Source organism: Methylophilales bacterium MBRSF5, assembly GCA_001044335.1.
Taxonomy (GTDB): domain Bacteria; phylum Pseudomonadota; class Gammaproteobacteria; order Burkholderiales; family Methylophilaceae; genus BACL14.
The window spans coordinates 244181-264241 of record CP011001.1; the positions used below are offsets into that span (position 1 = coordinate 244181).

Consider the following 20061-nt stretch of genomic DNA (forward strand, 5'->3'; position numbering starts at 1 on the left):
TTATTTTCCTATATTATTAATTTCGGTGATAAGTGACCTGGATAGTTGCTCAATCATAGAATCTTTGAGGTACCCTTCCTCCGCACGTGCTGCATTATAAAGGGTGGGATCATATGTATATTCTCTTATAGACTCTAATTTTCTTGGTTCAGACCATTTGCCTTTCGTTTTAAATCTGTACTCAATAGTATGGATGAGTTCAAATTCTCCAACTTGACCGTTACCTGCAAGAGATAAAATTCTTTTTGCAAAATTATTAGACATAATTTCAATAACCAAATCAGCAGCTTCACCATTATTTTTTTTAATATCAGTAAATGAAAACTGCTTATCAACAAGTTTTGATATTTCAGAGGAATCACCGATGATTGAATAGGATTGATAATCAAGATCAATAGGTTTTCTTAGCTGAAAACCGCATGAATTTAATATTAAAAATAGCGATAGATAAATAATTAAAAATTTATTTTTTCTCATACAACAATATTAAGTATTTTATTTTTAATGAAAATTACTTTTTTCACATTAGTTCTTTCTTCTACAAATCTTAACACTTTTTCGCTTGCAAAAGCTTTTTCCTCAATGATTTCTTGTGGTGCATTATTCTCAATCTCAATATTATCTCTAACTTTTCCATTCACTTGGATTACTATTGTCTTTGTTGATTGAACAAGGTCGTCCTTATTCACTGAAGGCCAAGGTTCATTGTCTATTCTATGTTCAGTAAGTTTTATAAATATATATTCACTAAAATGTGGAACAAATGGGGATAACATGATCAGTAAATTTTTATAACCAAGATAAAGTTCAGTAAGAGATTTTTGTTTATCGAGTGTGCTTAAATAATTAACAAACTCCATTAATGAAGCAATTGCTGTATTGAAACTTTTCCTTCGGTCTATATCGTCAGTTACTTTATCAATGGTTTTGTTTAATTGAAATTTAAATTCGCTATCTAAATTTGATTCTTCTAGGTTAAAAGTACTTTGACCATCTAGGATTTTTTTAAAATTAAATATTTGTGTATATACCCTTTTTAAAAACCTATGCGAACCTTCAATACCTTTATCAGACCATTCTAAGCTTTGGTCCGCGGGGGCTGCAAACATTATAAATAAACGGGCTGTGTCAGCACCAAATTTTTCTATTAACTCTCCTGGGTCAACTGTATTTCCTTTTGATTTTGACATTTTAGACCCGTCTTTTAGGACCATGCCTTGGGTCAGTAAATTTTTAAAAGGCTCAGATATATTTATCAATCCTTCGTCTCTCAGAAGTCTGCTGAAAAATCTAGAGTAAAGTAAATGTAGAATAGCATGTTCAATACCGCCTATGTATTGATCAACCGGTAACCAATAATTTGCCTCATCATTTAACATGGATTTATCCTCGGTGGGACATGTGTATCTTGCAAAATACCATGATGATTCAACAAATGTATCCATGGTATCTGTTTCCCTTTGAGCCGGATTACCACAACTAGGACAAATACAGTTAATGAAATCGATCTCGGTTTTAATTGATTGATTATCAAAATCAAATTTTTCTTTCTGCGGAAGTGTGACGGGAAGGTTTGATTCATTTTCACAGACTTCACCACATTCATTACAATGAATAATTGGAATAGGGCAACCCCAATATCGCTGTCTTGATATGCCCCAATCTCTTAATCGATATTTAGTTTGTTTTTCTGCAACTTTTTTACTTGAAAGTTGTTTGCCAATCTTATTAATTGCATCATCTGAAGATAGACCATTAAAGTCTTCTGAATTAATCAGAGTGCCTTTACCGGTATATAATTCTTGGTCAGATTCGATAACTTGAATCACATCAAGAGAATATTTTTTAGCAAATTCAAAATCTCTATCATCATGGGCAGGTACGGCCATAATCGCACCTTCACCATATCCCATTAACACATAGTTGCTTATCCAGACTGGAATAGATTTTCCATTAATTGGGTTGGAAGCAAATAGACCAGTAAAAATACCTTTTTTCTCAGCCTTTTCCAATTCAGCGGTAGATACACCACTTTTTTTATTTTCATTTATAAAATCACAGATCTCTTTATTTGTTTTGCTTAACTCAATGGATATTGGATGATCAATTGCAATAGCTAAAAAAGTTGCGCCATAGAGAGTGTCAAGACGTGTTGTAAAAATGGCAATGGAATTAAATTCTTTTTGTTGAAACTCAACTCTATAACCAAAACTTTTACCGATCCAGTTTTTTTGCATTAATTTTACTTGTGGAGGCCATTCATCAAGACTGCTAATATCCTTATCGAGCTCTTCTGCAAAATCAGTTATTTTGAAGAAATACTGAGGAATTTCTTTTTGTTCAACAAGCGCACCAGACCTCCATCCCTTGCCATCAATCACTTGTTCGTTCGCTAAGACTGTTTGGTCTACAGGATCCCAATTCACTTTTGAAGTTTTTTTGTAAATCAACCCTTTTTTAAATAACTTTATAAATAACCATTGTTCCCATTTGTAATAGCTGGGATCACAGGTTGCAATTTCTCTACTCCAGTCTATGGAAAAACCCAGGGAATTTAATTGTTCCTGCATCGCATCAATATTTTGATATGTCCATTTGTCAGGAAGGGTATTATTCTTAATTGCGGCATTCTCTGCAGGGAGTCCAAAAGCATCCCAGCCCATGGGCTGCATGACGTTATATCCTTGAAATCTTTTGAATCTAGAAATTACATCACCAATTGTATAATTACGCACATGACCCATATGTAGCTTGCCGCTAGGATAGGGAAACATTGATAAAACATAATATTTTTTTTTAGATGAATTTTTTTTTGCAGCAAATTTGTTAGAGCTAAACCAAGAGGATTGGCATTCCTTTTCAATCTCATGAAAATTGTATGTTTCGAACATTTTATTTAATTGTATTTTTTAAAAATTGATTAATAGATTCTATTTGAAGGGTTCCATCGATATCGATGAAGTTGAGATTAGACTTGTTTTTATAATAATCTTCTAAAGGTTTTGTTGCTTCATGATAATTTTTAAGTCTTGTCATGATAGTCTCTTTTTTATCATCATCGCGAATAATGAGAGCTTCATTAGTGACATCATCTTTATTGTCATTTTTAGGCGGATTAAATTTAATATGATATGTTCTTCCGGATGCGGGATGAACTCTTCTTCCAGAGAGTCTTTCGATAATGACTTCGTCGGGAACAGATATAGATACAACGTAATCGATTTGAATTTTTGCATCATCAATTGCTTTTGCTTGATTTATTGTTCTAGGAAAGCCATCTAACATGAATCCATTTTTGCAATCCTCATAACTTATTCTATCTTTGACAAGATTAGTTATTAAAGAGTCAGGAACAAGCTTGCCCTCATCCATGTAATTTTTTGCTTCAATGCCAAGATCAGTTTTGTTTGATACAGCTGCTCTTAACATATCTCCGGTTGAAATTTGTGGAATTTGATATTGATTATTTAAAAAAGAAGCTTGCGTTCCCTTTCCTGCACCAGGCGCACCAAGAAGAATAATATTCATACATTTTCCTTATAAAAAAACTTTAACATTATATCAACAAGAACTCTTTCTATGCATTTGAGATCACGTATTTGGTGATTTTAATAAAATCTTCAATTGATAGATCTTCTGCCCTATTGGTAGGTAAGATTTCGAGATTTTCAAAGTCATTAAGATTTAAAATATCTTTTAAATTATTTTTTAGATTTTTTCTTTTAAATTTAAATGACTCTTTTATTGTTTTCTTAAAGTCAGCATATTTAATTTCATTAACATAGTCTCTATGCCTTGTTAGTTTAATAAAGCTTGAAGTAACTTTAGGGGGAGGATCAAAAGATTCTGGCTTAATGTCAAAGCATTTTTCAGCTCTAAAATTAAATCCTATAAGATTAGTCAAAATAGAATTTTCTTTCGAACCCATTTTAGCAACTAGTCTATCTGCAACCTCTTTTTGCACCATAAAATATAAAATATCAACATTATTAATTGGAATAAATCTAAAAATTATTTCTGTTGCAATATAATATGGAAGATTACCTAAAACCACGTTATATTTCTCAAAAAACTTATCATCAAAACTTAGAACATCTCCTTCAAAAAGATGTGTAGTAACATTTATTTTTCCTCTTAGAATTTTGATCATGTCTGGATCAATCTCGATAAGATCTAAATTTTTAGTCTTTTTTTGAAGCTCACTGGATAATGCCCCCATGCCGGGGCCTATTTCAAGGTATTTATTTGTTTCAGTAAATTTTACTTCATCAACAATTAACTTAATTATTTGATTATCGATAAGAAAATTTTGCCCAAATTTTTTCTTTGCTTTAATCATTATTAAGAAAATTTTTTTGCAATATCAAGAGCATTTAAAAAACTTTTTATGGATATCCTCTCTTTTTTGCCAACTAATTCCTCAGCAGTTCCATGATCTACAGATGTTCTTATAATTGGTAAACCAAGCGTTAAATTAACACCAGCGTCGAAAAATAAAGTTTTAAAAGCACATAATGCCTGATCGTGATACATATAGTAAATACAGTCATACTTTTTCATATTATTTTTTAATAAGGCAGTATCAGCTGGTGCAGGTCCATCTAAGTATAAATCTAACTCTTTTAGTTTATTAATTGCTGGAATGATGTGTTTGCTTTCCTCATCACCAAACAAGTTATTTTCTCCAGCATGAGGGTTGAGTCCAGTGACTAAAATTTTTGGATTTTTGATTTTCAATTGATTTTTTAAGCAGGAGTGAAGCAATTGCAACTTATTTATTAAGTTATTTTTTTTAACTTTTTTAATAGCATTAAGAAGACTCATGTGTGTTGTATGGGTGGCTACTATTAGTTTTTTATTTCCAATAAAAGTCATAATTGGCTCATTGCGAGCTTTCAAAAATTCTGCGATATACTCAGTATGTCCGGTGAATAAATTTTTAGATGTTGATAGCTTTTCTTTATTAACCGGTAGGGTTACCAAAGCAACAGACTTTTTATCAATACATGCTTCAGCTGCACCTTTAATGCTCTCTAAAACTAACTCTCTTTTGTTTTTTATCTTTTTATTATTTTTTACATGATGAATCGTGATTTTTTCATTGTGTAAATTTTTTAGACCGAGCAATTTTGCTCTGGATAGGAGAATTTCCTCATCTCCATAAATATCAACATGGTAATTGAGGTTTTTTTCATAAAGAAGTGCACATAAATCATAACCAATTCCATCTGGATCCCCAGCTGAAACTGCAAGAGTTTTTATATGGTTCATTGTCTAATTTCGATAAAACTTTCAGCTTTTAATGATGAAAACCAGTCTTGGTAGAGAAGTTCTGTCCTTTCATTAATTAATTCAAATTTAATTTTATTATCTATATTTTCTGATGCAAGATCCTCAAATTTGGAATCTGTATATTGAATGATATGCCACCCAAGATCTGTCTTAAAGGGCTGACTTACCTCATTTTGATCAATAATGGATAGCTGATCATCAAATTTTTGATCAAGAAGCCCCTCATTAACCCAGCCAATTTCTCCACCATTGGTTGCAGAAAAGTCTTCCGAATACTTTTTAGCAATGACACCAAAATCGGCACCTGAATCAATTTCATTCTTATATCTTTTTAGCTTTTTAATAACATTGTCTTCAGAAGAAACTTCGCTTGTTTTCAAAACGATTTGTTTAACAAAATATTTTTTTATTTTTTGTGAAGAATTCTTGGATTCATTGTAGCTCTCAACTTGATTAATCTTAAGAATATGGATTCCATTATTCGATTCAAAAGGAGTTGAATATTCTCCAGCATTTAGATTATTTAATTTATCAATAAATATTTCTGGAAGTTCGCTTTGTGTTAACTTTCCTAATGCTCCACCTTCATTAGCATCAGGAGCGTCGGAAAATTCATAAGCAATTTTACCAAAATCTTCTGTTTTTAATTTATCAAAAATTTCTTCACCTAGTTCACGTTTTTCTTTCTTTTCTTCTGCTGTAGGCTCTGATGAAAATTTGATTAATATATGGGACAAATCAAATACATCAGGTCTTATTTTTGCCATCTTTTCTTTGTGTTTCTTTATCTCATATTCAGATATATTTAATTTAGAACTAATTTCACGGTTTTTTACTTTTTTTAAAATGATTTCATACTTTAAGCTTTCAACTAACTTGTCATAAGATGATCCCTGTTGCGCTAGATTTGATTTTAATTCATCCAGAGTAGTTTGATTTGCTGAAAGAATATTTTGTATAAGTAAATCGATATCTTCTTGGGATGCTTTAATATTCCAGTCTTCTGCATAACCTTCAATAATTTTTTGTTCTATTAATTCATCAAGAACTTTTTTTTCGATGACACCTTCCTCTGGCGGCTTTATTCCGTTCTGTTGAAAAAAAAGAAGCGCTTTATCTACTCCTTCGGTAAGATCAGTTAATGTAATTACATTCTTATTTACAATGGCAACAATTCGATCTAGTTCTTGGTAAGATGAAACAAAGCTAATATTCACCATCAGGCAAAGAAAAAGTACAATTCTTGTCATATAGTTAGTCATAGTTTTGTCGTCGTATATCATCATCTAATGTGCTAGCCCATGCTGCTCCGGGAACGTTTCTCATAAGCACTCTATCAAGTTTTCTTGCTTTACCAGAGCCTATACTTCCTAAACCACCCAATTCTAACTGAAACCATAAGCTGTAGTTAGGCTCATCTGCGGTAGCAAGAGATAATCTATGAAGTATAACTCTCGATGACCAACATCTCGCGTCATATTCTAAACCCCCTAAAGACTCAGTCACCTTGGAATTATCAAGATCAAAATTATATCTGCCAATTGCATAGTAGCCCTTGCCGAGTGGCCACTGTCCCGAAATATTTGCTTGCTTAAGCCGAGTTTGATTTGTTGCGGCATTTTCAATAAATCGATAATCGAACCTTAGTAATTTACCAGGATTGGGGTTGTACTTAAACCCATATTGAACGCGCTTAGTAGAACTTTGTTCAGGATTGTATTGCGTCATTGTTCTGAATGTAAGGTCTTTTGTAATTCTTGCATTTGCTCCAAATAAGAAGTCACTAGAGGCTCTTTCAAGACTTGAGCCGGCATTTGAATAAAGAGGATCATTTAAAACTTGACGATCGCTTAGGTAAAATCTTTGTGCAAAAGTTAGAGAGAGTCTTTCAATGGAATTTGAATCTATGAATCTTGATGTTAAGCCTGCAGTTATCTGATTTGAGTCTTGTAAACGGTCATAACCAATAAACTGGTTTTCAGAGAAGATATTATACATATTCAGATCCATTAATCTGGTGTCGTAGATTGGAATCATCGATTGATCGTGAAATGGAGTGTAAGAGTAAAAAGCCCTTGGCTCTAATGTTTGAGTTAAATTGTTACCGAAGAAATTAAATGTGCGATCAAAAAACATACCACTATCAACAGAAGTGGTTGGAATCGCAAAACTTTCATTGGTCGATAGAGCGCCATGGTTGATATCATAATGCCTAAAATTTAATGTTAACTTGGGTCTTATATACGAGTAGCTATTTTCATGCAGCGTGGTTTGAAACTCCTGATTGTAAACAAATCGACTTCCTGTTGGTTTAAAATCTCCAACAGAGTAGCCGCTAGGGATTAAATTTGCATCCCTATCAGCTTGAATAAACTTATTTCGCTGGTTGTTCGCATCAAATTGTGTCAATTCAAATTTGCTGGTGGAGTTAATACCAAAAAAATTATCACTACGATTCATAAAAATCTGTGGTAATTTTTCATAAGGAGATCGGAATGTTAAGGATTGGAATTTTTGTACTCTGAGTCCAGTATTCCATCCGCTGATTTTATAATCTAATCCAAATTCTTGCGGCAAAATAACCCTTGAGGTTCTTGACACCAAGGATGACATATCCGAGAAATAATCATTGTCAGAAACCTTTTGATATCTATAAAAGCCTGAAAAATTATCAGTAAACTTTTGTTTGTGTTTGAGGTTAAGCAGATATCGTTCCTCGTTCGTCATGTAGTCATTGTTCAAAAATTCTATGTTCGCTTCTCCACTATGACTTTCACCAAGATACCGATATTGAGCTCCAATTTGCAATCCTCGTTTACCCATATATCTAGGCGTAATCGTGGCGTCTTTATTCGGGGCTATATTAAAATAATAAGGGGTTTTGACTTGAAAACCACTTTTGGTAGTTGTTCCCCAAGTAGGACTTAAAAAACCAGACTTTCGTTGATTATTAAATGAAAAGTTTACCTTAGGAGAATATAGAATTGGCACCCCCTTAAACTCCATTCTTGCATTAGTGGCATCAACTGTTTTTGTTTTGTTGTCTATATCTATCTGAGTACCCTTGATAAACCAATCAGTTTGACCAACCTCGCAAGTGGTAATTTCAGCACCCTCTAAACTTGTTTTATTTGATCCAAGAATGGATAGCTTGTCTGCGTATCCACGAATGGATTGATTAATCGCAGATTTATTCTCTGTATCTGAATCAAATGTTGCATTGGGGATTTCTCCAATTGATTCATCAACATTAAGGATCAGCTTTTCACCTGAAATAAGCGTATTCCCACTTTTTAGCTTTACATTTCCATCCGCTTCAAGTTCATTAGATATTTGATCAAATATAATCTGGTCAGCCTCAATTCGTTTCCCAGATTTAATTAGAACAGCGTCACCCTTGGCTTTAATTTGTTTATCTACAATATTCTCAAGAGTCTCTCCCTCGATAATTAAATCTGTGTCGTTAGGATTGTCGATGGCTAAAACAAAATTCGCATAGAGGCAACCAAAAAAAACTATATTGGTTAAAATGAAATGTATGATAATTTTCTTATGCATTAAATTTAAGAATTTTAAATTCCTATAACTGGGGGATATATTTTAAATGATATTTTTAATAAATCAAATAAAATCAATAATTTATATCAATTAATTCATTTAATTTTTTTTGGCAAAAATTGGAAAAAGAAACCTTAAACCTTAATAACGATGTTCATGAATTTATTCAAATGAATATTGGCGCAGAATTTTCAATTACCAAGGCTTCAGAGGATGCAAGCTTTAGAAAATACTTCAGAGTCCAAAATAAAGATAAAACAATGATTTTGATGGTTGCTCCGCCGGACAAGGAGCCATTAGATCAATTTTTATTTGTCGCTAAATCACTGAAAGCAAGGTCTGCAAGGGCTCCCGAAGTGTATGCATTCGATCATAACCTTGGCGTTATTTTGCAAGAAGATTTTGGTAGTTATTCATTGATGCATCATTATCAAGAGCCTGATAAAAAAAATGACAATCTTATCTTTGACAATTTAAATGAAACGATTATTCATTTGCAAAAAAGTTGCTCGGATATTGACGTGCCAATTTATTCATCACAGATTCTCTTATATGAGCTCAGCCTATTTCATGAGTGGTATCTTAAAGACCTAGAATTTGAGCAAAAAAAATTAGAAAGCATTTATTCTTTCCTCATAGAAATAATAGAACAGCAAACTAAAAAATTTGTACATCGTGATTTCCATTGCAGAAATCTGCTTATAAATGATGGAAAAATATGTCTTATAGATTTTCAAGATGCTCTAATAGGCCCAATTACATATGATTTAGTTTCCTATCTCAAAGATGCGTATCATAAGAAAAATGAGGCCCAAATTATTGATGTTTGTATTAAGTACTGGGAATTGGTAAGAAGTTATTTTGACGTGCCCTCTGATTTCGGTGACTTTTTTGTCGATTTTGAAATGATGGGCGTGCAAAGACATCTAAAAATCTTAGGTATTTTTAAAAGATTATTTTTACGAGATGGAAAAAAGCAGTATCTTAATGATATTCCGCTGGTTGAGGATTATGTTATTGATGTTTCTGAAAAATATCCAAAGCTAAGCTATATAAAAGAATTGATCTTAAAAAAAAGAGAGGTGGAGATGCAAAGATGAAAGCGATGATCCTTTCCGCTGGCATGGGATCTCGCATGGGATACTTGACCAAGAATACACCAAAACCACTCTTAAAGATTGGCAATCAAACCTTGCTAGAAATACAGTTAAATAAATTAATGCAAGCAGGCATAAGTCAATTTTTAATTAATGTTTCTTACTTAGGTGACAAAATCATCGAATTTGTGTCTAATAAATATAAAAATTCATCAAATTTAAAAATACAATTCTCCAAAGAAGACCACCCCCTTGAAACTGCTGGTGGCATTGTAAACGCCTTAGAATTTTTCGATGACAACCCTTTTTTGGTTACCAATGCTGATATTTTTACCAATTTTGATTACAGTTTACTTGTAAAGCAAAAGCTATTTGATGATGTGTCAGCCTATCTAATTTTAGTTCCTAATCCTGAATTTAAAACAGTTGGTGATTATGGTTTGGAGGGTAACAAATTGTCATTTACCAAAGATTTTACATATTCTGGGATCGGAATATACAAAAAAGAAATGTTCCAGGGATTTAAAAAAGGTGAAAAAATAAAGTTAAAATCAATTCTCGATGACTATATTCTAAATAAAAAGATTGATGGATCTTTATACCATGGATATTGGTCAGATATAGGAACAGCAGAGCGACTTGAATTTGAGAATAAGAAAAATGATTATAAGTAATAAAGTTTACAAACAAAGAAGAAAACAGTTAGCTAAAACGTTAGGGGATGGTATCGTTATCATCCGAAATTCATCGGATCAAATAAGATCAAATGACACCACCTATCCATTTAGATCAAATAGTTATTTCCATTATTTTTCAGGTTTTCCAGAGTCTGATGCGGTAATAGTGATTAATTGTAAACCTTTTAAAACTTGGATTTTCTCAAAAACAAAAGATAAAACTAAGGAGATATGGGATGGATTTATTTATGGGCCAGCAGCAGCTGCAAAAGAGTTTTTATTTGATCAAGGTCTAGATCTCAAACATTTCCATGACTCAATATCGGATTTGTTGGCAAAAAATTCAAAAGTTTATTTGCTCCAAGAAGATTTAAATTTAAGAGACATGGTTTCAAAAAAACTGAATCATCTATCAAAGAATAAAAGAGCCGATGCCTTTTTAAAAAATGAAATAATTTCTTTAAATTCCTTTGCTGACCGAATGAGGTCTATAAAGTCTATTAATGAATTAAAAGTCATCAGGCACGCAGCCAATATTTCATCAAGAGCACATCAATTTGCTATGGCAAATATACACTCTGATTCTTATGAGTATCAAGTTGAGGCGCGATTGAGATATTTTTTTGGGGTTCATAAAGCAAGAAATGAGGCCTATAGTTCAATAGTGGCCTCTGGAAAAAATGCGTGCATATTACATTACATTGAAAATCAATCTAAACTTAATAAATCTGAACTCATATTGATTGATGCAGGATGTGAGTTTGAGGGGTATGCCTCAGACATTACCAGAACATTCCCTATCGGTGGCAAATTTAGTGAACCTCAAAAAGATCTTTACTCTGTTGTTTTGGAGGCCCAAAAAGCAGCTATTGGCCAAGTGAAAAAAAATAATAGCTTTAATGACCCACACATTGCAGCTATTCAGGTATTGGCTCAAGGCCTTAGAGATTTAAAAATTTTAAAAGATTCTGTGAATACGATTATTGAAAAAGAAGAGTATAAAAAATTCTACATGCACAGGACATCGCATTGGATGGGCCTAGATGTTCATGATGTCGGTGACTACTTTGATCCTAAAGGTAAACCAGTCAGGTTAATGAATGGACAGATTCTTACGATTGAGCCTGGATTATATTTTCCTGATGACAGATCAGTGCCTAAAGTTTTTAGAAATATTGGGATCAGGATTGAAGATGATGTATTGGTTAACAATAATAAAGCGGATGTTTTAACCTCTAGCTGTCCTAAAGAGATTGACGATTTGGAATCAATCATTGGCAAAGGATAGTCATATTGAATTAATCCGAGTAATCGGGGGAGGGCCAGCTGGCCTGATCTTTGCATTACTCAATGCACATGAAAAGCATAAAATAGCTGTCCATGAAAAATTAGATCATGATCAGCTTCTTAATCAATCTAGGGCGCTTGCATTGTCAGCTAGTTCTATCGACATTCTTAAAAAGATAAATATTGATCCTAAAAAAAATTTAGAATTTATTTCAATTAATAAAATTCATACCAGTCAAAAAGAATCATTCGGAAGGGTGATAATTGATCAAGGTGAGTCGGATCCTTTTGGGTATGTAGTCCGTTACGATCATTTGATAAAACACTTATTAGACAAAATAAACGCTAATAAAAATATTTCAATTCATTTTAAATCTGAAGTTATTAATATGAATGTTAAGGAAAGTTTCTTTAGAGACGTTGATGATAAAAAATATAATTATAATTTTTTAATTTTCTCTGATGGCATTGGCAATTTGCTTGATAACCAATTTAAATTTTCTGTTGATAATGAAATAGCAAATTATTCAGCGTTAGTTTGCGAAGTGGATACTCAATTAAAGCATGAGAATATAGCCTATGAGCGCTTTACCCCGGATGGCCCAATTGCGTTATTACCAATTAATAATAATTCATTATCTAAATTAGTTTGGACAGGAAAAAATTATTTTATAGAGAGTTTGCTCAAATTAAATAATAATGAATTTATTGAATTGTTTCATGACAATTTTGGTGAGAGATTGGGGCAAGTTAAAGAAATTGGTGAAAAGTTAGTGTATCCATTGCGACAACAATATATGCTCAAACCATATACAGAAAATATTCTGGTATTAGGCAATGCAGCTCATACCATGCATCCTGTTGCAGGTCAGGGTTTAAACTTGACTATTCGTGACATTGCATATCTATCAATTCTTTTACAGAAAAATCAATATGTAATTGATCAAGATACACTTAAAGAATACTTTGATAATCGAGTCAAAGAAATGAAATCATTTATGAAACTGACTCATTTTTTAGTAAAGGGATTTTCTAATGATTACGTCGGGATAAATAAAATACGCAGCCTGTCACTATTTCTACTAGATAATCAAAAAATAATTAAAGATAACTTTATTAATAAATTTAATTATGGATCAAACTAACATTCTTGTTCTGGGGAACAATCTAATTTCAAATTTATTAAGAAGAGTGCTTATAAAAAATAAGATTGATTATGTGAATTTTGCTTATCCAGCTCAAGAACCTGAAAGACGATTCTTTGCAATTAAACCAACATTCCTAAAATGGTACAGTGAATATTTTAATGAAGATCTTGTTAATCATTATCCAATAAAGCATATTCAAGTATTTGTTGACAATGAGGATCTCAATTTAAAAGATAATTTAACTAGACCATTTCCACTTTTTAATATCATGAATAGCGATTATTTATTTGAATCTTTTTCAAGAGATCTTGATGATATTGATAAAGTGATCAAGGCAGATGAGGACTTAGAGTTTGTGTTTGATAATGACAGAGTTATTTTCAACAATTATCAAATATCCTCAAGACTTATTATTAACACTGACTTTCGATTCAATAAATTTTTAAAGATAAAGCCTGAGAGAGAAGAAAAAAAGGAATACGATGAATTTGCCGTGACAGCTAACTTTAAAACAGATGATAATTTAGAGAATAGGGCCGTGCAGTATTTTAGAGATGGTAAAATTTTAGCCATCCTCCCTTTTTCAGACCATGAATTTTCGATTGTTTTATCTGGGTTAAAAAAAGGCGATGAAAAATTGGTTGATGATTCAGGTGAGCAATTAATTAATTTTATTAAACAACAATCTGCTCTAGCTTCAGTAGAGTTATCATCTAAAATTAACCGGTTTCCATTAACTCTCTATAAAATAAAACACGATCCAAAATTAAGATCTTTGTTTATGGGCGATGCAGGACATAAGGTTCACCCTCTGGCTGGACAAGGATTAAACCTTGGGTTAGGGGACGTACAAATGCTAGAAAACCTCATTTCTGATAAAAAAATTATTGATTTTGGACAGGAAAATTGTATAAAAAAATATGTGATGTCTCGTTCTGCAGATGAATCAATCGTTATGGGTCTTACAGATCGTCTAGATGAAGCCTTGGTTAATAATAGTGATGTATTTTCAAGTTTATTCAAGTATCCTATTAAGTTAATTGAAAATTCAGAATTATTAAAAAAAATTTTGGTAAGGAAAATGATTTAAATGTTAAAAATTATCCTATATGTATTTCTATTATGTGTTTTTAATCTTCAGGCGAATGAAAATGATCTTAAAAAGCTAATTGAACAACAATATCCAGATATTAAAATACAAAGCATAAAAAAAACTAACTTTAATGATTTGTACGAGGTCTACCTTGGAAATGAAATCATCTATACCGACAAATCCTTTAAATTTTTGATCATTGAGGGTCAATTAGTTGATCCGAAGACAAAAAAAAATATCACTGCTGATCGTTTAGCTGAGTATCAAAAAATAGATTTTTCTGATCTTCCGCTTGATTTAGCTATAAAAATAAAAAAAGGGAAGGGGCAAAAAAAAGTTGCTGTTTTTTCAGATCTAGATTGCCCTTTTTGCCGAAAATTAGAAAAAGATGTTCTTCTTGGTTTGGATGACGTTGAAATATATACTTTTATTTTTCCCTTGGCTATCCATCCTGAGGCTGAACAGAAGTCATTACAAATTTGGTGTTCTGATGACCCTTCAACAAATTGGGTTAAGTTTATGAAAAATGCTGAATTACCAGACAATAAGGGTGAGTGTTCTTCACCGATTAAAGAAATTACCGCATTTGCCAAAAAAAATGGCATTCAATCCACACCAACTATTATATTTGAAGACGGGCGACGAGTCTCAGGGGCGATTCCTCTGGATCAATTTAAATCATTGTTATAACAAGAATTTCTTGACTTTAATGTGATTTTTCCGTAACTTATAAACTCAAGGTGTTTGCATTAAGTTGTTTTGTATTCTGATTCCAAAATTAAGTATCCAAGCTTCCTTAATCCAAACTTAAGGGGTGCCTCCCCACAACATATGTAGGAAGTTTTATGGCTGAAGGTACAGTTAAATGGTTTAATGATGCAAAAGGTTTTGGTTTCATCACTCCGGATGATGGTTCTGAGGATTTATTTGCGCATTTTTCATCAATCACAGGCGATGGATATAAAAGCTTGAAAGAAGGTCAAAGAGTAACTTTTGAAGTTACTGATGGACCAAAAGGTAAACAAGCTTCAAATATAGAAAAAGCTTAGTTTTACTTAATATTCTCAATTATTGCTTCGGCAAAATCGCTTGTCGATAATGCTGTTACTCCCATGTGATTTGAAAAATCTGCAGTAACTTTTTTCTCATCAAGAGTTTTCCTAAAAGCTTTATCAAGCACAGATGATGCTTCATCCCATTTTATGTATGACAGTAACATTTGTGCTGAGAGAATGAGAGAGCTTGGATTGGCAATATTTTTTCCTGCAATATCAGGCGCAGTGCCATGTGTGGCTTCAAATATAGCGAGTTTTTCCGATAAGTTTGCCCCTGGTGAAATTCCAATACCCCCGACTTGTGCTGCAAGCGCGTCAGATATATAGTCGCCATTAAGATTTAATGTCGCAACAACATCATATCGTTCTGGACGTAATAAAATTTCTTGCAGAAATGCATCCGCAATGCAATCTTTGATGATAATTGAATCATGAATCATTAATTCTCCAGAGATGTTTTCTTTAGCACCAAACTCCTCTATTGCAACATCATAACTCCACTGTTTGAAACTACCCTCAGTAAACTTCATGATGTTTCCTTTGTGAACAAATGTCACCGATTTACGCTTATGGTCTATGGCATACTGAATAGCCTTCCTGGTGAGTCTTTTTGTTCCTTCTTCTGAGACAGGCTTTATGCCAATGGATGACGTTTCTGGGAATCTTACTTTGTTTTTATCGTTAAATTGTTCTAGCAAATTGAGTATTTGCTGAGCTTCTTTTGTACCTTTAGAATATTCAATCCCAGCATAAATATCCTCTGTGTTTTCTCTAAAAATTACCATATCAGTTTTTTCTGGATTTTTTAAAGGGCTTGGAACTCCTTGATAGTATTGCACTGGCCTTAAACACACATACAGATCAAGTTTTTGTCTCATAGCAACATTAAGAGACCTGATACCGCCTCCAACTGGAGTAGCTAAAGGCCCTTTAATTGAGATGATATATTTTTTTAATGCATCGATAGTTTCCTCTGGTAAATATTGATCTTGACCATATAAATTCGCTGCTTTTTCACCTGCGTAAATTTCCAACCAATCAATTTTCTTCGCTCCATCATAAGCTTTTGAAACGGCAGCATTAATGACCTTTTGCATTGCTGGTGAAATATCCTGACCAATCCCATCACCCTCAATAAATGGAATAACTGGAAAATCTGGTATATTGAGTTCATTATTATGTATAGTTATTGGCTCACCTTTAGGTTGAGATATTAAATTTTGACTCATTTTATTTCCAATCCATATGATAGTGTTATTTAACAAACCGTTTGGTGTAGTCTGCCAGTTCTCCAAGCATGAAATTCATCCAACATTAAAGGATTATCTAAATATCCCCAATATTTACCCTGCTGGAAGACTCGACACTGACAGCGAAGGACTTTTGGTACTTACAGACAATGGGAAGATCCAGCATGAAATTTCATCCCCAAACAGCCATAAGTATAAAGGATATTGGGTTCAAGTAGAAGGAGACATTGACAATGAGGCAATTCAAAAATTACAAAATGGCCTCAATTTAAAAGACTTCACCACTTTGCCAGCCAGGGTTGAAAAAATTAATGAACCAGAAATTTGGGAACGATCAACTCCAATTAGATTTAGGAAAAATATACCAACCTCATGGGTCAAGATTCAAATCAGGGAGGGTAAAAATAGGCAGGTAAGAAAAATGACTGCAGCTGTTGGCTTTCCCACTCTAAGGTTAATTCGATATCATGTGGACGACTACTATCTTAATAAATTACGGCCTGGAGATTATCAAATCATCAAGTAAAAATAAGTTAGATGGTATAATTAATCAAATTTTTAGGAATATATTTTGTCTGGTAATTCAATAGGAAAAAATTTCACATTAACAACATTTGGTGAGTCACATGGAGTAGCGATTGGCGGAATCATTGATGGCTGCCCTCCAGGTTTGGAGATTTCTGAAAAAGATTTGCAAATTGATCTTGATCGCAGAAAACCAGGATCCTCAAAATTTGTAACGCAGAGAAAAGAGTCAGATAAAGTGCAAATTTTGTCTGGAGTTTTTGAGGGGAAAACAACGGGTACCCCAATTGGTTTAATTATTTATAATGAAGATCAAAGATCAAAAGATTATTCTGAAATAAAAAACACATACAGACCAGGTCATGCGGATATAACTTATGAACAAAAGTATGGAATTCGTGATTATCGCGGAGGCGGACGTTCCAGTGCACGTGAAACTGCAATTAGAGTTGCTGCTGGTGCAATTGCAAAAAAATGGCTATTAAAAAAACATAAGGTAAAGGTTCAGGCGTGTATCAAGAAAATTGGAGAAATTGATATCCCATTTGCAGCGTGGAAGCATGTAAACCAAAACCCTTTTTTTGTACCTAATGTAAAAATAATTCCTACTTTAGAAGATTACATAAATCAAATCAGATCAGAAAAAGATTCTGTTGGAGCTCTAGTGCATGTTCAGGTTACCAACCCACCAAAATGTTTGGGTGAGCCAATCTTCGATCGTCTGGATGCTGATATAGCTCATGCTATGATGAGCATCAATGCTGTCAAAGGGATAGAGATAGGAGCAGGTTTTCTATCGGTTGAACAGAGAGGCTCCGTACATTCCGATGAGATTATTCCTAAAGGATTTTCCTCAAACAATTCTGGGGGAATTTTAGGAGGTATATCAACGGGGCAAACAATTACAGCTAATGTTGCCTTTAAACCAACCTCCAGCATTCCTCAAGATCGCCATTCAATTAATAGATCAAATAAACCAGTCTTGATGAAGACCAAAGGCCGTCATGATCCTTGTGTGGCCATTCGTGCTGTTCCTATAGTTGAAGCAATGATGGCACTGGTGCTAATGGATCATTTACTTAGAGATGTTGCCCAAAATTATTCTGTCAAAAGAAAATAATTAGTTGACTCATAAACTTCACTTCAATCTCTCGCGCTTTTATTTTATATATTATTTTTTTGTTGGACTATTTGTTCCTTACTGGGGCTTGTTTCTGACATTTAAGTCATTTACACCAATTCAGATAGGTTTTATGCTTTCCTTCTTTCAGTTAAGTAGAATTTTTGCACCGAATATATGGGGCTGGCTTGCAGACCGAACAGAGAAACGATCTCTTTGGATTAAGTTAACAGCTTTCTTTGGTTGTTTGGGTTTTTTTGGAATTTTTTGGGCCGATAATTTCTTTGAGGTATTCCTCATCATGATGGCAATGTCTATCTTTACCAGCTCAACTCTCCCCTTAGCTGAGTCCTTAACCTTGTCTCACTTGGCAACGACCAATGGACATTACAGTAGAATTCGGGCTTGGGGTTCTTTTGGATTTATTGTTGCCTCTTTTGGCTTCGGGTTTGTCTTTGATCTTATAGGAATTCAACATTTACTGGTTACTCTTCTTATTACTCAGTTACTAATTTTTATATTTAGTTACGGGATACCTGAAAAAGCTTATGAAAGAGAGGAGAGTCTTAATTTAAGCTTTTTTAAGATTCTTAAAAATAATGAGGTGATATGCCTTTTATCTTCTTGCGCTTTGATGGTGACGTCACACGGATTACTATACAATTTCTTTTCCATTTACTTAGATGAGCGGGGCTATACAAGATCTGCCATTGGATTTCTTTGGTCTCTGGGCGTGGTTTGTGAAATTATAGTTTTCTTATCCATGCCAAAAATACTCAAATTTTTTAATTTCAAACAGATCCTAATGATCAGTTTGTTTATTGCCGTAATTCGATTTTTTATCATTGGAAATTATGTTGATTTTTTAACTCTTATTATCCTCGCACAGATGATGCATGCATTTACGTTTGGCGCATTTCATGTGGCTTCAATTGAAATGGTAAATAAATTTTTCCCAGGTAAAAATCATGCAAAAGGCCAGGCGCTTTATAACAGCATTACTTACGGAGTTGGCGGTGCCTTAGGTGGTCTTGGAGGAGGGTTTATCATTCAAACTTACTCAGCATCGAGTGCATTTCTGTTATCAGCTCTATTCCCATTGTTTGGGTTTGTTATTGTGGCCTTTGGTATTAAATCAAATAAATTTAATGCAAAGCTATTTTCCTAAGAGCTCTGAATCATGGCATACGCAGAATGATTATGGATTGACTCAAAATTCTCAGATTCTACTGTGTAAGAAGTAATTTTATTGTTTTGATTTAAGTCTGTAGCGATATCCCTAACCATATCTTCAACAAATTTAGGATTATCATATGCTTTTTCTGTAACATATTTCTCATCAGGCCTTTTTAATAAACCATAAAGTTCGGATGAGGCATTTTTTTCAACAAGTTCGATTATGTCTTCAATCCAAACAAAATCATTTGTTTCGACCGTCACAGTAACGTGGGATCTCTGGTTGTGAGCTCCATAGTCAGAGATTTTTTTGGAACAAGGACACAGGCTTGTCACTGGAATTATCACTTTAATTTGATTGATATATTGATTATCTTTAATTGAGCCGATAAAGGTGACTTCGTAATCCAGTAGGCTTTCGACTCCAGATACTGGCGCTCTCTTGTTTATGAAATATGGGAATGTCATTTCTACATCACCCGCTTTACTTTCAAGGCGCTCGAGCATGTCTCTTAAGATCTTTTCAAAATTCTTGACACTAATGGTTTTTTCATTTTCGTTTAAAATTTCAACAAATCGTGACATGTGTGTGCCTTTAAAGTTATGAGGCAAATGAACATACATATCAAACATTGCGACCGTGGATTGATCACCACCGGTTTTGTCTTTCACTGATATCGGATGTCGAATGGATTTTATTCCTACTTTATCGATGTCCAAGTGGCGCTTGTCAGGTGTGTTTTGTACGTCTTCGATCTTGTCTATAATCTTATTCATGCTAGT

At 33.3% G+C, this 20061-nt stretch carries 18 protein-coding genes and 1 pseudogene; 10 read left to right on the forward strand and 9 right to left on the reverse strand.

Annotated elements, in window-relative coordinates:
- The 7 genes and pseudogenes from UZ34_01410 to UZ34_01440 form a co-directional block, all read right to left on the reverse strand.
- Positions 1–477, reverse strand: coding sequence for a hypothetical protein (locus UZ34_01410; protein ID AKO64125.1), 477 nt, complete (start codon positions 475–477; stop codon positions 1–3).
- On the reverse strand, positions 474–2891 hold the full coding sequence (leuS, locus tag UZ34_01415) for a leucine--tRNA ligase (protein AKO64126.1): 2418 nt from the start codon (positions 2889–2891) through the stop codon (positions 474–476). The genes UZ34_01410 and leuS overlap by 4 nt, the downstream gene beginning before the upstream one ends.
- Position 2892: 1 nt before the next feature.
- Positions 2893–3528, reverse strand: a complete 636-nt coding sequence (locus UZ34_01420) for an adenylate kinase (GenBank protein AKO64127.1) — start codon at positions 3526–3528, stop codon at positions 2893–2895.
- Between the two features lie 49 nt (positions 3529–3577).
- Positions 3578–4339 (reverse strand): hypothetical protein, encoded by a 762-nt coding sequence (locus UZ34_01425; protein ID AKO64128.1) that lies wholly within the window; start codon positions 4337–4339, stop codon positions 3578–3580.
- Between the two features lie 2 nt (positions 4340–4341).
- On the reverse strand, positions 4342–5271 hold the full coding sequence (locus UZ34_01430; GenBank protein ID AKO64129.1) for a hypothetical protein: 930 nt from the start codon (positions 5269–5271) through the stop codon (positions 4342–4344).
- Complete coding sequence (locus UZ34_01435) at positions 5268–6512, reverse strand: hypothetical protein (GenBank protein ID AKO64130.1); 1245 nt, start codon at positions 6510–6512, stop codon at positions 5268–5270. The genes UZ34_01430 and UZ34_01435 overlap by 4 nt, the downstream gene beginning before the upstream one ends.
- A 34-nt stretch (positions 6513–6546) precedes the next feature.
- Positions 6547–8460 (reverse strand): annotated as a pseudogene (locus tag UZ34_01440) (hypothetical protein).
- A gap of 554 nt (positions 8461–9014) precedes the next feature.
- Between UZ34_01440 and UZ34_01445 the strand changes: the two are divergent.
- From UZ34_01445 to UZ34_01475, 7 genes are all read left to right on the forward strand, one after another.
- Positions 9015–9950, forward strand: coding sequence for a hypothetical protein (locus UZ34_01445; GenBank protein ID AKO65129.1), 936 nt, complete (start codon positions 9015–9017; stop codon positions 9948–9950).
- Positions 9947–10621, forward strand: a complete 675-nt coding sequence (locus UZ34_01450; GenBank protein AKO64131.1) for a hypothetical protein — start codon at positions 9947–9949, stop codon at positions 10619–10621. Before UZ34_01445 ends, UZ34_01450 begins: the two co-directional genes overlap by 4 nt.
- Positions 10608–11912 carry a hypothetical protein gene (locus UZ34_01455; GenBank protein AKO64132.1) on the forward strand — a complete coding sequence of 435 codons (1305 nt, stop codon included), beginning with the start codon at positions 10608–10610 and terminating at the stop codon, positions 11910–11912. Before UZ34_01450 ends, UZ34_01455 begins: the two co-directional genes overlap by 14 nt.
- Positions 11899–13056 carry a hypothetical protein gene (locus UZ34_01460; protein ID AKO64133.1) on the forward strand — a complete coding sequence of 386 codons (1158 nt, stop codon included), beginning with the start codon at positions 11899–11901 and terminating at the stop codon, positions 13054–13056. The genes UZ34_01455 and UZ34_01460 overlap by 14 nt, the downstream gene beginning before the upstream one ends.
- Entirely contained in the window at positions 13043–14149 is a 1107-nt protein-coding gene (locus tag UZ34_01465; GenBank protein AKO64134.1) for a hypothetical protein, read from the forward strand. Before UZ34_01460 ends, UZ34_01465 begins: the two co-directional genes overlap by 14 nt.
- The gene (locus UZ34_01470; GenBank protein ID AKO64135.1) at positions 14150–14842 is read left to right on the forward strand and encodes a thiol:disulfide interchange protein; all 693 of its coding nucleotides are present in this window, start codon (positions 14150–14152) and stop codon (positions 14840–14842) included.
- Between the two features lie 155 nt (positions 14843–14997).
- Entirely contained in the window at positions 14998–15201 is a 204-nt protein-coding gene (locus tag UZ34_01475; GenBank protein ID AKO64136.1) for a cold-shock protein, read from the forward strand.
- Between the two features lie 2 nt (positions 15202–15203).
- Here the strand turns inward: UZ34_01475 and UZ34_01480 are convergent, their stop codons facing one another.
- Positions 15204–16436 (reverse strand): isocitrate dehydrogenase, encoded by a 1233-nt coding sequence (locus tag UZ34_01480; protein AKO65130.1) that lies wholly within the window; start codon positions 16434–16436, stop codon positions 15204–15206.
- A gap of 16 nt (positions 16437–16452) precedes the next feature.
- Here UZ34_01480 and UZ34_01485 point away from each other — a divergent pair, with 16 nt between their 5' ends.
- The 3 genes from UZ34_01485 to UZ34_01495 are packed head-to-tail and all read left to right on the forward strand — an operon-like array spanning position 16453 to position 19270.
- Positions 16453–16983, forward strand: coding sequence for a 23S rRNA pseudouridylate synthase (locus tag UZ34_01485; GenBank protein AKO64137.1), 531 nt, complete (start codon positions 16453–16455; stop codon positions 16981–16983).
- A gap of 45 nt (positions 16984–17028) precedes the next feature.
- Positions 17029–18102, forward strand: a complete 1074-nt coding sequence (locus UZ34_01490; GenBank protein AKO64138.1) for a chorismate synthase — start codon at positions 17029–17031, stop codon at positions 18100–18102.
- A 4-nt stretch (positions 18103–18106) separates the two neighbouring features.
- Positions 18107–19270 carry an MFS transporter gene (locus UZ34_01495; GenBank protein AKO64139.1) on the forward strand — a complete coding sequence of 388 codons (1164 nt, stop codon included), beginning with the start codon at positions 18107–18109 and terminating at the stop codon, positions 19268–19270.
- Here UZ34_01495 and UZ34_01500 read toward each other — a convergent pair.
- Positions 19267–20055 (reverse strand): GTP cyclohydrolase, encoded by a 789-nt coding sequence (locus UZ34_01500; protein AKO64140.1) that lies wholly within the window; start codon positions 20053–20055, stop codon positions 19267–19269. The two genes, UZ34_01495 and UZ34_01500, sit on opposite strands and share 4 nt — an antisense overlap.
- Between the last annotated feature and the right edge of the window lie 6 nt (positions 20056–20061).